Genomic DNA, 13,265 nt, shown 5'->3' on the forward strand with positions numbered 1-13,265 from the left:
TTATTACCGCTGTTCGTTGACTGGCACATGAGCGAAGACGAGGGCACGAACGCGACGGCCCAGGGTGTCCCGTCCGAGGAGCAATCCGACGACGGCGAGACGGCCGACGTCGAGTCCGACGCGGCCGGCGACGCCGACTCGCCCGATACGGACACACCAGCCGAGGACGAACCACAAGCCGAACCGGCCGCTTCAGACGACGAGCCAGCTATCACCCCGGAAACGAGCGACGACATCCAGGAACTTCTAGAGGAGATCAGCGAGCACGACGACGACCTCGCCCACCAGGTCAGCGCTATCGTCGAGGATGCTCGTGAAGTAAACGCCACCGCCACCGACCAGCGCGCGGAACTCGAGGATCTCTCCGAGCGCGTCGCAGAACAGGCAGAAACCATCGGCGAGTTACAAGACGACCTCGAGGCAGCCGAAGCCGAAGTCGACGACCTCAAGGGTCGGCTCAAGCGCAAACAGGCCGACTTCCAGAACTACAAGAAACGCGCGAAAAAGCGCCAACAGCAGATCAAAGACCGCGCCACCGAGGACCTCGTCGAACGACTACTCGGCGTCCGCGACAACATGAAACGCGCCTTAGCGGAGGAAAGCGGTGACGCCGACAGCCTCCGTGATGGCGTCGAGATGACGCTTCGCGAGTTCGACCGCGTGCTCGAGGACGAGAACGTCTCGGAGATCGATCCCGAACCGGGCACTGAGAGCGACCCACAGCGCCACGAAGTCATGATGCGCGTCGACAGCGCGCTGCCCGAAGGGACCATCGCCGACGTCTACACACCCGGCTACGAGATGGGCGAGAAAGTGATCCAGAACGCACAAGTGACGGTCTCGAACGGCGAACTCGAGGGCGACGCGGACGACGACTCCTCGGCGGCGGCCGACAGCGACGATAGCGACGAGGCCGCAGCCGAAGAAACGGCTGAGTGACGGACGCTACCGCCGATTGACAGTTCTGACCTGATTTTCACGCGATTTCGATTTGCCTGTGTTACCCCCTCGAGAGTGGCGTCTATCGCCGATTCGGTCTATTTTATTCGGCTCACGAAACGCCCTAGTAAGCTTTAAAACAAAGTGCGCACAATAGCCCCCCACGATGGCGAGCAACAAAATTCTCGGAATTGACCTTGGGACGACGAACAGCGCGTTCGCGGTGATGGAAGGTGGCGACCCGGAGATCATCGTCAACGCCGAAGGTGAGCGGACGACGCCCTCCGTCGTCGCGTTTACCGACGACGACGAGCGACTCGTCGGCAAGCCGGCGAAAAATCAGGCGATCCAGAACCCCGAAAAGACGATCGCCTCGATCAAACGCCACATCGGCGAAGACGACTACACCGTCGAGATCGAGGATGAGGAGTATACGCCGGAGCAGATCTCGGCGATGATCCTTCAGAAGATCAAACGCGACGCTGAAGAGTATCTCGGCGACGAAGTAGAGAAGGCTGTCATCACCGTTCCCGCGTACTTCTCGGATCGACAGCGTCAGGCGACCAAAGACGCCGGCGAGATCGCCGGCTTCGAGGTCGAGCGCATCATCAACGAGCCAACCGCCGCGTCGATGGCCTACGGCCTCGACGACGACTCCGACCAGACCGTGCTCGTCTACGACCTCGGTGGTGGCACGTTCGACGTCTCGATTCTCGACCTCGGCGGCGGCGTCTACGAAGTCGTCGCAACGAACGGTGACAACGACCTCGGTGGCGACGACTGGGACGAGGCGATCATCGACTGGCTTGCAGAGGAGTTCGAAGCCGAACACGGGATGGACCTCCGCGAGGACCGACAGGCCCTCCAGCGGCTCAAAGACGCCGCCGAAGAGGCCAAGATCGAACTCTCCTCGCGCAAGGAGACCGAGATCAACCTGCCGTTTATTACGGCCACCGACGACGGCCCGATCCACTTGGAGGAGTCCATGACTCGCGCCAAGTTCGAGTCGCTGACCAGCGACCTGATCGAGCGCACCGTCGAGCCGACCGAGCAGGCACTCGAGGACGCCGGCTACAGCAAAGACGACATCGACGAGGTCCTGCTGGTCGGTGGCTCGACCCGGATGCCACAGGTCGGTGAGAAGGTCGAAGAGCTCACCGGCAAGGAGCCTCAGAAGAACGTCAACCCCGACGAGGCCGTCTCGCTGGGCGCGGCGATTCAGGGTGGCGTTCTCGGCGGCGAGGTCGACGACATCGTGTTGCTCGACGTCACGCCGCTCTCGCTGGGGATCGAGGTCAAAGGTGGCCTCTTCGAGCGGCTCATCGAGAAGAACACGACGATTCCGACCGAAGAGTCGAAGATCTTCACGACCGCGGCGGACAACCAGACCTCCGTGCAGGTCCGTGTCTTCCAGGGCGAGCGCGAACTCGCACAGAAAAACGAGATGCTCGGCGAGTTCCACCTGACCGACATCCCGCCAGCGCCGGCAGGCACCCCACAGATCGAGGTCACGTTCTCCATTGACGAAAACGGCATCGTCAACGTGAGCGCAGAGGACAAAGGCACCGGCGCAAGCGAGGAGATCACCATCGAGGGTGGTGCCGGACTCTCCGACTCCGAGATCGAAGAGATGCAGGCCGAAGCCGAGAAACACGCCGAAGAGGACAAACAGAAACGCGAGCGCATCGAGGCCCGCAACACGGCCGAAGCGACGATCCAGCGCGCCGAGACGCTGCTCGAGGAGAACGAAGAGGAAGTCGACGACGACCTGCGTGGTGACATCGAGGCAGCCGTCGAGGAACTCGAGGAAACGATCGACGACAGCGATGCGGACGCCGAAGACATCGAAGCTGCGACCGAGAGCCTGAGCAAAGAGCTTCAGGAGATCGGCAAGCAGATCTACCAGCAACAGGCTGGTGCCGCAGGCGCTGGCGGTGCAGCGGGCGCTGGCGCAGGCGCAGGTGCCGGCATGGGCGGCATGGGCGGCGGTCCAAACCCCGGCCCAGGCGGCGCAGCAGGTGACGAGGGCGAGGAGTTCGTTGACGCGGACTTCGAAGACGTCGACGACGAGGACGAGTAACGCGAGTCCGAGTCGTCGGCTCGGAAGGTGAGCGAAGTGAGCCTTCCGTAGTTTCGAAACGTGAGCGAAGCGAACGTTTCGAAGTGGACAAAGACGACGACGAGTAAGTCGTTTTCTTCAGCCGGTCAGACTACATCTGACTATTTATTGACCCGGTGAACGAACAGTAACTACGGCGGTGTTGCCGCTGCGGTCGAGACGAAAGCTACTGCACCCGCAAGCGACCAGCGAGAGCGAGCGGCCTTTTTGAGCGAAGTTTTTTCGCAGGCGAACCGCTTGCGCAAAAACGTCGGTGCTGGAACGTTCGTTTCAAGTGGCTCAACCGAGTATCGGTGTGACAACGAATGAGCGAGGACTTCTATGACGTGCTCGGTGTGAGTTCCGACGCGTCGGCTGAGGAGATCAAACAGGCGTACCGGACGAAGGCTACGGAGTATCATCCGGACGTCAGCGACGACCCTGACGCCGAGGAGAAATTCAAGAAGATCCAGAAGGCAAAGCAGGTGCTGACCGACGAGGAAAAACGCCAAGCCTACGACCGAATGGGTCACGACCGCTACGAGCAAGCCGAAAAGCACGGCTTCGACGCCAGCGACGCCGGTGCCGGCGGGATGGGTGGTGGCCCGTTCGGTGGCATGGGCGGCGGTGGCGGCATGGGTGGCGGCGGACTCGGCGACATCTTCGAACAGGTCTTCGGCGGCGGTGGCGGCCGCGGTCGGCGTCGACCACGGAAGGGCCGGGATCTCCGAACCGAACTCGAGATCGATCTCGAGCAGGCGTTCGAGGGGGCCGAAAAGCAGTTTACGGTCGAGCGACCCGAAGCGTGTGAGGTCTGTGACGGTGCGGGCCATCCCGCGGACGCGGACGCCGAGACCTGTTCGGAGTGTCAGGGCCGAGGACAGGTGACGCAGGTCCAGCAGACGCCGCTGGGGCGGGTCCAGCAGACGACGACGTGTCCCCACTGTGAGGGAGAGGGGACGCTGTACTCCGAGACCTGCGACGAGTGTCGCGGCGAGGGCTACGTCCGCAGCGAGGCGACGCTGACCGTCGAGGTTCCGCCGGGCATTCAGGACGGCCAGACGCTCCGGATGGAGGGCGAAGGCGCGCCCAGCCCCGAGGGCGGCCGTCGTGGCGACCTGCTGATCGACGTCTCGGTTCGCGAGCACGAGGCGTTCGAACGCGAGGGCGACGACCTTCGACACCGACTCGCCGTCTCGTTCCCACAGGCGACCTTCGGCGACACCGTCACGGTGCCGACGCTCGACGGCTCCGTCGAATTCGACATCCCCAAAGGAACCCAGAGTGGGGAAACCTTCCGCCTCGAGGGGAAGGGGATGCCACGACTCCGCGGCCGCGGGCAGGGTGACCTCTACGTGAAAGTCCAGATCGTCACCCCCGAGAATCTGAACGACGAACAGCGCGACGCCCTCGAGGCGTTCGCCGAGGCCGGCGGCGACGAGATCGACGTCAAGGAAGGCTTCTTCGAGAAGATCAAACGCGCGTTCTAGCCGATCGTCACAGCTAGTCGTGTGACGACGGCTGTGGCAGCGTTGTCGGTTCTTCGCCCCGTGTGGTGTTCCCAATGGAGCTGTTGTGAGTGGGCCGAGAAACACACGTCCGAAATTCCGAGTGTCGTGGTATCATCCAACATTGATTATGTCCGGTGCGGGTGTACTCGTACGGGAGCTCCATGTCAGCACAACAGATCCTGCTCCTCGCCGGCGACTACGTCGAGGACTACGAGGTAATGGTCCCGTTTCAGGCGCTCGAGATGGTCGGCCACGATGTCCATGCGGTCTGCCCGGAGAAAGCAGCCGGCGACACGTGTCCGACGGCCGTCCACGACTTCGAGGGTGACCAGACGTACACCGAAAAGCCGGGGCATAACTTCGAGTTGAACCACGACTTCGACGCCGTCGACCCCGCCGAGTACGACGCGCTGGTCGTTCCCGGCGGCCGTGCGCCCGAGTATCTCCGAACATACGATGAGGTCCTCGAGATCGTCCAGCACTTCTTCGAGGAAGACAAACCCGTCGCGGCGGTCTGTCACGGTGTCCAGATCCTCGCCGCCGCGGACGTCCTCGAGGGACGCACCTGTACCGGCTATCCGGCGCTCGAGGCCGACGTTCGCGGCGCTGGCGGCGACTGGACGGGAGAGGTGACTCGCGACGGAAATCTGGTGACGGGACAGGCGTGGCCGGACCACCCCGAGTGGCTCGCGGAGTTCTTGGCGTGTCTCGGCACCGAAATCGACCACCCCGACACTGCCCCTGCAGCCGCGGACGATTGACACTGACTCGAGCAGTCGGCGACCAGTGCGAACGCGCCGTCGTATGACGGGCTGCTGTCGGCCTCGAGTCGGCGCGCTTTTTTCGGCCGGGAACTGAGTACGCGGTATGACCGCCGTGACTGTCGACGAGCTCCTCACGCGTGAACTCCGGGACGATCGCACGGCACTCGTCGATGCGACGGGCCGGGAGTTCGACCACCACTGGCTGTGTACGACGTCCTGGAAAGCCGGGAACTTCCTTCGACACTCGGGCGTTCGCAAGGACGTTACCGTCGGGATCGTCGGGGAAAACCCGCTTGCGTTGCTCGCCTTCTTCGGCACCTCGCTACTCGAGGGAACCACGCGGTTCGACCCGCCAACCGACCTCACGGATGCTGACGAATTCCGAGCGCTCGTGGCTCCGGTCGACGACCTCGAAGCCGGGATCTACGACCTTCCGCGTGGTGCCCAGCGGGTGGGCTACGGGTCGAAACCGAACGAACCCGATATCCACCACTTCGATGCAGGCGTCTGGAGCGAGAACCCCTCGTTCCCACCGCTGGATATCGACCCCGAGACGACGATCCTGACCGACGGCGATCGGACGATCAGTCACGAGATGGCACTCGAGACCGCGAGCGAACTGATCGACGAGTACGGTATCGAGGCCGGCGACCGCGTCGTCGTTCGCGAACCGCTGTCGGACCCTCGAGCCACGGTTGCGGGCGTCCTCACGCCGCTGCTCGCCGAGGGCGTGATCGTGCTCACAGATGACGACGCCGAGACAGAGGCCACAGACGGCGCATATGCGGTCTCGAGCGAGTCAGTTCCCGAGTCGACTCGGATCGAACTCGAGGACGTCTCGCTTCCCTGATCAGTGTCGCCGCGGCAGTCTCGAGGCTGGACAACCGCGAGAACGAACCGTTTTTGCCGCGATTTCTCCAACCGTCTCCATGGAGGCCGCGGAGGGTCGAAATCCGACCGATACGGAGTTCCGCGGCGGGCTGTTCAACGACGGCATTCTGAGTTCGCTCGGCTCTATCTTCTCTGCGTTTCCGATTACGTCGTTCTCACAGAACGTCGGTATCGCCAACTTCACCGGCGTGATGAGCCGCCACATCGTCGGCCCCAGTGACGATTAACGCGCCGGAGACGGCGTCCGGTCCGTCTTCGTGACCATCAGCTGTTCGTGCAAAATCGTTTATTTCGCTCATCGTTGTCGACCGTGATATGCCAGACGTTGCGATCGTCGGCGGCGGTCCCGCCGGACTGAGTGCTGCACTGTTCACCGCGAAAAACGGCCTCGAGACCGTCGTCTTCGACACCGACGAGACGTGGATGCACAAAGCCCACCTGTTCAACTATCCGGGTATCCGGAGCATCAGCGGCAGCGAGTTCATGGCACTCACACGCGGACAGGTCAGGGATCGCGGCGCGGAGGTCTACACGGACGACGCCGTCACCGGTATCGAAGCCGGTGCGGACGGCTTCGACGTCGAAACCGAATCCGACAGTCACACGGCCGAGTACGTCGTGCTCGCGACGGGCGGGGATCGGTCGATCGCCGACGACCTCGAGTGTGCGTTCGACGATGAGGGAACCGTCGACGTGGGTCTCGACATGGAGACGAGCGTCGAGAACCTGTACGCGACGGGGGCGATGGTCCGAGCCGAAAAGTGGCAGGCTATCATCGCTGCGGGCGACGGTGCCTCGGCGGCCCTGCACATTCTAAGCAAGGAACGAGGCGAGCACTTCCACGACTTCGATACGCCAGCCGACGTGCCGACCCTCGAGTCCGAGTGACTCAGTGGCTCGAGCGGCGAGTGACCGTCACAGACAGGGCGTTCCGACTGTGCTCCGGACGGTCCGCCACCGTTCGCGTGAGACACACAGTGTGCTGTCGGTCAGCTAGAAAAGGCTATAGGTCGAGAGCAAATACCACCCCAGCGATGCAGTACGACGCGGTCCTGTTTGACTTCGATGGGGTCGTGGTTGAGACGCCCTCGTCCCAGCGGATGTACGACGCACTCAGCCGAGCATACGAGAACCTCGGACGGTCGGGTCCAGCAGCAGCGACGCTTCAGGAACTCATGCAGGGTGATTTCGAGTCGATCGCCGACCGCTGTCGTCACCTCGAGATCGATACCGACCGGTTCTGTACACAGGCGGTGCGCGAACTGGTCCGTGCACAGCTGAGCGAGGTCGAACGCGGGCTTCGTGGGGCCTACGACGATGTGAGCGTGGTTCGATCGCTCGAGTATCCCCTCGGGATCGTCAGCGACAACCACCCGACCGTCGTCACGAGGCTCCTCGACCGATTCGGCCTGCAGTCGGTGTTCGAGACCGTCTACGGCTGTCCGTTGACGCCGGATGGACTCGCTCGGCGCAAGCCCGAGCCGACGAACATCACCCACGCGATGGACTCCCTCGAGGCCGAATCGGCGCTGTACGTCGGTGACCGAGAGATCGACGTTCAAGCCGCCCACAACGCGGGGATCGATTCGGCGCTGCTCACACGCTCGAGTGAGTCCGCGACCGACGACGCACTCGCCGTCGAGCCAACACATCGGCTCTCATCGCTCACACAACTCCCGACAGTTCTCGAGTGAGAGCCTCGCTCGAGAACCCATTTTCGCCGCCCTCGATGAGCGTGGCATGCCCCTCAAGTGGGTGCTGGGCGTCGACGAGGGCGAGATGTGTCATAGTACAGTTCCAGACCACTGTCCCGTTTGACATCCTCCCCGGCGTGAACAGTAGACGCCGAACCTAATTCACGATGCTGCTGCTGGTGAGGGTGTCTATGGTGAAGACAACCGAAGCAAAACAGGTCTGTCGTGCCGCATCAACCCTTGTCTATCCAGAACTCGACTTTGATATCAAGTTGTGTGGAAAGTACACGAGAGAGGACTTTCTCGAAGTCCTTTCTCGGATCGCTTTTGATCAAGAGTTCGCCAATACAGGCGGGAAAACGCACCAGTTAGACCACAACGAACCAGTTGACATCACGTCAACGGCTCGCAACTCGCTCGCAAAGTCACTTCTCTACCATCTTCGGAATCTGGAAGCGGACGCCATCGACGAGCAGTTCGATGGCGTCCGCGATGATCTCTTCGAGGTCCTTCGGAAACGTCGACTGTTGCCCAGCTGTGTCGACGTCGCGATCGATCTTCACGAATGGCGGTTCTACGGTACAGCCGACACAGATCACGTTCTCACCACCTACCCGGATCAAGGAACGACTCGAACGTACTGTTTTGCGACTCTCTGTATTGTGACTCCTGGGACACGATTTACGCTTGCTGTGCTTCCACTCGAAGAGAACGGCTTTCGCGCCAAGCGCGAAGCCGTTCGAACGCTGCTGGAGACCGCCCAGCAGTACATCTCACTCAGGCACGTCTATCTCGACCGTGGCTTCTACCAGGTCCACGTTGTCGCTGAATTGGAACAGCTCGGTGTCGATTACATCGTTCGTGCGCGTCCGAGCAAAGGAATGAAAGACCGTCTCAGCGCCGGCGCTGAGACGGTTGTCGACGACTATCTCATGCAGCGCAAGCGGAAACCGACCGCATCGGCTCCTGTAATGATCTTTGTAGTCCCTCATCGCTCAGAAGAGGACGAGCACGTGTGGTTTGTCACAAACCTCGAGATCGCACCTGAGGCCGCTCGAGCGTACGCGGCGGCGTTCCGCCGCCGCTGGGGAATTGAGACCTCTTATCGCCAAATCGGAGACTTTCTTCCGAGAACGTCGTCGCCGACGTTCTCGGTGCGACTGTTCTACTTTCTGTTCGCAGTTGCGCTGTACAATCTCTGGGTTCTGGCGAACGTTCTCGTTACAGAGGGAGCGATTCCAGGAAAACCACCAATCTCGACGAGGATCTTCCGTGAATTCGTGCTCCTGACCGACTACGGATAGACCGCTCTCTGAGTCGACCGAGCAGATCGGTCAGGAAGAAGCAAAGCGAGTGACAACGCTTCGGAGCGCCGCTGTACGGCGCTCCTTCGCTTCTTTGATCGTGACGCTTCAGCTATCGCATGCTGGTGCCACCAACCACCGCAACGAATCAAAGAGTTTTAGATTATTTGAAGAGTTGCTTCGGCAACTACTGTAAACGGCGAGGTTTTGCGCCTGCTCATCCCATAAACGCGTGGTCGTGATCGAATCCGACACGCAAGCGTTCGCAGACGTGTGCAAATCAAACATGATCGAAAGAAATACTTATTAGAAAAGTTAATAGTTGTCTGAATGTGGTTCGATCCTGCTGTCATCGAAGCCGTCCGTGACGCTGTGCCGACGTGGCTCGGAATCATCATGGTCGTGCTCTCGTATCTCGGGAGTGTCTATCTGATCGCACCCGCGATGATCGCTGCCTACTGGACCAACCGCGATCGTGTAGCGCCGTGGCTTGGCGGCGTTATCGGCTGTTACGGGCTGATGTCGCTCACCAAATCGTATCATACCGCGACACGTCCGACCGTCGACCCACCAGTCAGCGCCGACGCCTTCCCCACGTGGTTCGTCCCGTGGTACGAGCACGCGGCCCATATTTCCACAACGAGTTTTCCCAGCGGCCACACGATGGCTGCCACGATTATCGTCGGCATGATCGCTCTCGAGTTACCGAGAAGCACCCTTCGAAACCGAGCGCTCGTCGGAATCACGCTCATCGGCTGGGTTGGGTTCACACGGGTCGGACTCGGTGTGCACTATCCCGGCGACGTGGCCGGCGGATTTATCTACGGCGTTGGCTTTCTCGGAAGCTACTATCTGCTCAGAAACGTCGTCTCGCGACGATTACCGGTCGATGAGACGACGGCGACGTTCGCGATTGGATTGAGTTTCGGCGTGCTTGCCACGGTGTTCGTCGGGAGTCGAAACTCGCTGATCGTCTTCGGCGGCGGGCTTGGCGGACTACTCGCTTGGTACTCCGCACCGACGATTTCAGAGGCGATGCGACACGCCACCCTGCGGGTGTTGCTCCCGACTCTTGGAGCCGTTCTCGCCGTCGGGGTCTGGCTCGTGGCAGGTGAAGTCAGCAATGGAGTGGTCGTCGTCTGGTCTGCACTGTCTCTCGCAGTCGTCGTCCTCGTTCCATGGTCCGTGCCGACACGTCGTTGCTGGTTGTCGGCAAAACGGTACAGCCGGCGACTTGCGAGATGAAAACCGCCTCGAGTCTCCAGCAATGGCCAGTCCTCACAAATATTTTTTGCCGTACGGTCCGTTTTTCTAGTGTATGTACGTGCGGGACGCGAAAAACAGAGAGGAAGTCTGGCTGCTCGACCATATCGAGGCGATGGGGCTCGACGAGACGGCGTTCCGCTCGCGCGACTACGTCGTCGCCGTCGACGAAGCATCCGGCGAAAAGGCAGGGTTCGGCCGCATTCGCATCCACAGAGTCGACGACGGTGCAGACATCTGTGAGTTGACCAGCATCGGCGTCTTAGAGGAGTGGCGAACTCAGGGCGTCGGGGCTCACGTCGTCGAACGCCTCGTCGAGTACGCCAGCGACGAGGATTTCGACACCGTCTACGCGTTGACCGGCGAAGGCAGCTATCTCGCCCAGTTTGGCTTCCGGCGAATCGACGACGCACGGCTTCCGGAACCGCTCCAACAGCGCCTGACCGACAAACGCGACGGCGTCGATCCCGAGGCCGTCCCCCTCGAACTCGAGCGCTCCCGGTTCCGGATGCCCGACCGACTCCGGGAGGCGTTCAAGCACGCACCCGACGGCCGCGAGGAGTCGGCAGATGTCGAATCACCCGAGGACTTCGGGATCGACCCTGAATCGGCGACGTACAAGTACGACACGGGCCAGTAACACGATGCCATCGACCGACGAACATACCACGGGCGAAGACGACGACGGCGTCCGCGTCTGGCTCGTCGAGCGGACGTACTCGGACGACGAACTGAACCTGATCATCCTGGTGTACGCCACCGAAGACGGCAGCCGCTACCACCGCCGCGAGCGTGCGCTGACGAGTTTCACCGGCCCTGCTCGAGAAACGAAAGCGGGATTGTGCGTCTCGCCGGATGCCGTGGGCACCGTCGACGACCCCGCGACTCGAGACCGGTATGCGACGGAGGCGCGCAGAATGGCCGCACGACACGACCCGGACGACGACGTCTGAGAGGGATTGCTGTCCCTCTGAGTGGCCCGCGACTCGAGGCGACGCCGGGCGCGTTCATCAAACTTCAAGCCCCACCCCATCCACGGTAACGATAATGTTTGACGCTGATGAACTCGAGGAGATTCGTGCCAACGAGGAGGAGTGGCACGAAGACGAAGTAGAGCCAGTCATCGACCGGTTCGGTGAACGAAAGGAGACGTTCACGACGGATACAGGGGGTCAAGACGTCGATCGGATCTACACGCCAGCCGACGTTGCCGACCTCGATTACGACGAGGATCTCGGCTATCCGGGTGAGCCGCCGTACACGCGCGGGGTATACTCGACGGGCTAGACGGGCTACCGCGGTCGGCTCTGGACGATGCGCCAGTACGCCGGCTTCTCGACGCCGGAAGACACCAACGAGCGCTTCCACTACCTGCTCGATCAGGGACAGACCGGGCTGTCGATGGCGTTCGATCTGCCAACACAGATGGGCCACGACTCGGACGCCCCGATGTCCGCCGGTGAGGTTGGGAAAGCGGGTGTCGCGATCGACTCGCTCGACGACATGGAAACGGTCTTCGACGGCATTCCGCTCGACGAGGTCTCGACGTCGATGACGATCAACGCGCCGGCCTCCGTCTTGCTGGCGCTCTATATTGCCGTGGGCGACCGACAGGGCGTCGACCGCGAGGAACTCCGTGGAACGATCCAAAACGACGTGCTCAAAGAGTACAGCGCGCGGAACACCTACATCTATCCGCCCAAGCCGTCGATGCGGATCATCACGGATATCTTCGAGTTCTGTTCGGAAGAGACGCCGAAGTTCAACACGATCTCGATTTCGGGCTATCACATCCGCGAAGCAGGTGCAACGGCAGCACAGGAACTCGCGTTCACGCTCGGTGACGGGATCGAGTACGTCGAGGCAGCGATCGACGCCGGCCTCGACGTGGACGAGTTCGCTCCACAGCTGTCGTTTTTCTTCAACGGCCACAACAACATCTTCGAAGAGGTCGCAAAGTTCCGTGCAGCCCGTCGGATGTGGCACGACATCATCGACGAGCGCTTCGATGCCGACGACCCGAAATCCAAACAGCTCAAGTTCCACACCCAGACGGCCGGCTCGATGCTGACCGCCCAGCAGATCGAGAACAACGTCGTCCGTGTCGCCTATCAGGCCCTCGCGGCCGTCCTCGGCGGCACGCAGAGTCTCCACACCAACGGCAAAGACGAGGCACTCGCACTGCCGACCGAGGAGTCCGTCCGTACCGCCCTGCGAACCCAGCAGATCCTCGCTCACGAATCCGGCGCGGCAGACACCATCGACCCACTGGCCGGCAGCTACTACGTCGAGAGTCTCACCGATCAGGTCGAGGAAGAAGCCTACGAACTTCTCGAGGAGGTCGACGAACGCGGCGGCATGCTTGAGGCCATCGAACAGCAGTGGGTCCAGCGCCAGATTCAGGACACGGCCTTCGACCGCCAGAAAGAGATCGAGAACAAAGACCGCATCATCGTCGGCGTCAACGAGTTCGAGGTCGAAGAGGACGTCGAGATGGACGTCGAGGAGGTCACCAAAGAAGACGAACAGCGCAAGATCGAGACCCTCGAGGCGACCCGCAGCGAGCGCGACGACGAGGAGGCCGAAGCGAAACTCGAGGCCCTGCGCGAGGCCGCCCAGGGCGACGAGAACCTCATGCCGTACATCATCGACGCGGTGAAAGCGTACGCGACCGTCGGCGAGGTCTGTAACGTCTTCCGCGAGGAGTTCGGCGAGTACCAGCCCGGCAGCGCGGTCTAGACGGGGCTGTCCTCGAGTCGAAGCAGCTGTTTTTGCGGCGGCGTGTCACAGGTCGGGCACAG

Annotated in this window: 11 protein-coding genes and 2 pseudogenes; all 13 read left to right on the forward strand. The window is 61.7% G+C overall.

Annotated features, from left to right (window positions below):
• Window positions 1–27 precede the first annotated feature (27 nt).
• The 13 genes and pseudogenes from grpE to C495_RS14215 all read left to right on the forward strand — a co-directional run bounded on the left by grpE (window position 28) and on the right by C495_RS14215 (window position 13,203).
• Window positions 28–939 carry a nucleotide exchange factor GrpE gene (gene grpE / locus C495_RS14155; RefSeq protein WP_008164075.1) on the forward strand — a complete coding sequence of 304 codons (912 nt, stop codon included), beginning with the start codon at window positions 28–30 and terminating at the stop codon, window positions 937–939.
• 166 nt (window positions 940–1,105) lie between these two features.
• A complete protein-coding gene (gene dnaK / locus C495_RS14160) occupies window positions 1,106–3,019 on the forward strand; it encodes a molecular chaperone DnaK (RefSeq protein WP_008164079.1) in 1,914 nt (637 codons plus the stop codon).
• A gap of 344 nt (window positions 3,020–3,363) precedes the next feature.
• Window positions 3,364–4,527 carry a molecular chaperone DnaJ gene (gene dnaJ, locus C495_RS14165; protein ID WP_008164081.1) on the forward strand — a complete coding sequence of 388 codons (1,164 nt, stop codon included), beginning with the start codon at window positions 3,364–3,366 and terminating at the stop codon, window positions 4,525–4,527.
• Window positions 4,528–4,709: 182 nt separating this feature from the next.
• The gene (locus C495_RS14170) at window positions 4,710–5,309 is read left to right on the forward strand and encodes a DJ-1/PfpI family protein (RefSeq protein WP_008164083.1); all 600 of its coding nucleotides are present in this window, start codon (window positions 4,710–4,712) and stop codon (window positions 5,307–5,309) included.
• A 106-nt stretch (window positions 5,310–5,415) separates the two neighbouring features.
• Entirely contained in the window at window positions 5,416–6,162 is a 747-nt protein-coding gene (locus C495_RS14175; RefSeq protein ID WP_008164085.1) for a hypothetical protein, read from the forward strand.
• Window positions 6,163–6,247: 85 nt separating this feature from the next.
• A pseudogene (locus C495_RS14180) lies at window positions 6,248–6,415 on the forward strand (solute carrier family 23 protein); the annotation flags it as partial.
• Window positions 6,416–6,518: 103 nt separating this feature from the next.
• Entirely contained in the window at window positions 6,519–7,091 is a 573-nt protein-coding gene (locus tag C495_RS14185) for an FAD-dependent oxidoreductase (protein ID WP_008164089.1), read from the forward strand.
• Between the two features lie 146 nt (window positions 7,092–7,237).
• Window positions 7,238–7,897, forward strand: coding sequence for an HAD family hydrolase (locus C495_RS14190; protein ID WP_008164090.1), 660 nt, complete (start codon window positions 7,238–7,240; stop codon window positions 7,895–7,897).
• Window positions 7,898–8,088: 191 nt separating this feature from the next.
• On the forward strand, window positions 8,089–9,201 hold the full coding sequence (locus tag C495_RS14195; RefSeq protein ID WP_008164093.1) for a transposase: 1,113 nt from the start codon (window positions 8,089–8,091) through the stop codon (window positions 9,199–9,201).
• A 330-nt stretch (window positions 9,202–9,531) separates the two neighbouring features.
• Window positions 9,532–10,446 (forward strand): phosphatase PAP2 family protein, encoded by a 915-nt coding sequence (locus tag C495_RS14200; protein ID WP_008164095.1) that lies wholly within the window; start codon window positions 9,532–9,534, stop codon window positions 10,444–10,446.
• Window positions 10,447–10,519: 73 nt separating this feature from the next.
• Window positions 10,520–11,104, forward strand: coding sequence for a GNAT family N-acetyltransferase (locus C495_RS14205; RefSeq protein ID WP_008164098.1), 585 nt, complete (start codon window positions 10,520–10,522; stop codon window positions 11,102–11,104).
• 4 nt (window positions 11,105–11,108) lie between these two features.
• Window positions 11,109–11,417, forward strand: a complete 309-nt coding sequence (locus C495_RS14210; protein ID WP_008164101.1) for a hypothetical protein — start codon at window positions 11,109–11,111, stop codon at window positions 11,415–11,417.
• Window positions 11,418–11,511: 94 nt separating this feature from the next.
• A pseudogene (locus C495_RS14215) lies at window positions 11,512–13,203 on the forward strand (acyl-CoA mutase large subunit family protein).
• Window positions 13,204–13,265 lie beyond the last annotated feature (62 nt).

The organism is Natronorubrum sulfidifaciens JCM 14089 (genome assembly GCF_000337735.1).
Taxonomy (GTDB): Archaea; Halobacteriota; Halobacteria; order Halobacteriales; family Natrialbaceae; genus Natronorubrum; species Natronorubrum sulfidifaciens.

Excerpts from the sequence above, each read along its gene's own strand:
- grpE (WP_008164075.1), top strand. The coding sequence starts at position 28 with ATGAGCGAAGACGAGGGCACGAACGCGACGGCCCAGGGTGTCCCGTCC.
- dnaK (WP_008164079.1), top strand. The coding sequence starts at position 1,106 with ATGGCGAGCAACAAAATTCTCGGAATTGACCTTGGGACGACGAACAGC.
- dnaJ (WP_008164081.1), top strand. The coding sequence starts at position 3,364 with ATGAGCGAGGACTTCTATGACGTGCTCGGTGTGAGTTCCGACGCGTCG.
- C495_RS14170 (WP_008164083.1), top strand. The coding sequence starts at position 4,710 with ATGTCAGCACAACAGATCCTGCTCCTCGCCGGCGACTACGTCGAGGAC.
- C495_RS14175 (WP_008164085.1), top strand. The coding sequence starts at position 5,416 with ATGACCGCCGTGACTGTCGACGAGCTCCTCACGCGTGAACTCCGGGAC.
- C495_RS14185 (WP_008164089.1), top strand. The coding sequence starts at position 6,519 with ATGCCAGACGTTGCGATCGTCGGCGGCGGTCCCGCCGGACTGAGTGCT.
- C495_RS14190 (WP_008164090.1), top strand. The coding sequence starts at position 7,238 with ATGCAGTACGACGCGGTCCTGTTTGACTTCGATGGGGTCGTGGTTGAG.
- C495_RS14195 (WP_008164093.1), top strand. The coding sequence starts at position 8,089 with ATGGTGAAGACAACCGAAGCAAAACAGGTCTGTCGTGCCGCATCAACC.
- C495_RS14200 (WP_008164095.1), top strand. The coding sequence starts at position 9,532 with ATGTGGTTCGATCCTGCTGTCATCGAAGCCGTCCGTGACGCTGTGCCG.
- C495_RS14205 (WP_008164098.1), top strand. The coding sequence starts at position 10,520 with ATGTACGTGCGGGACGCGAAAAACAGAGAGGAAGTCTGGCTGCTCGAC.
- C495_RS14210 (WP_008164101.1), top strand. The coding sequence starts at position 11,109 with ATGCCATCGACCGACGAACATACCACGGGCGAAGACGACGACGGCGTC.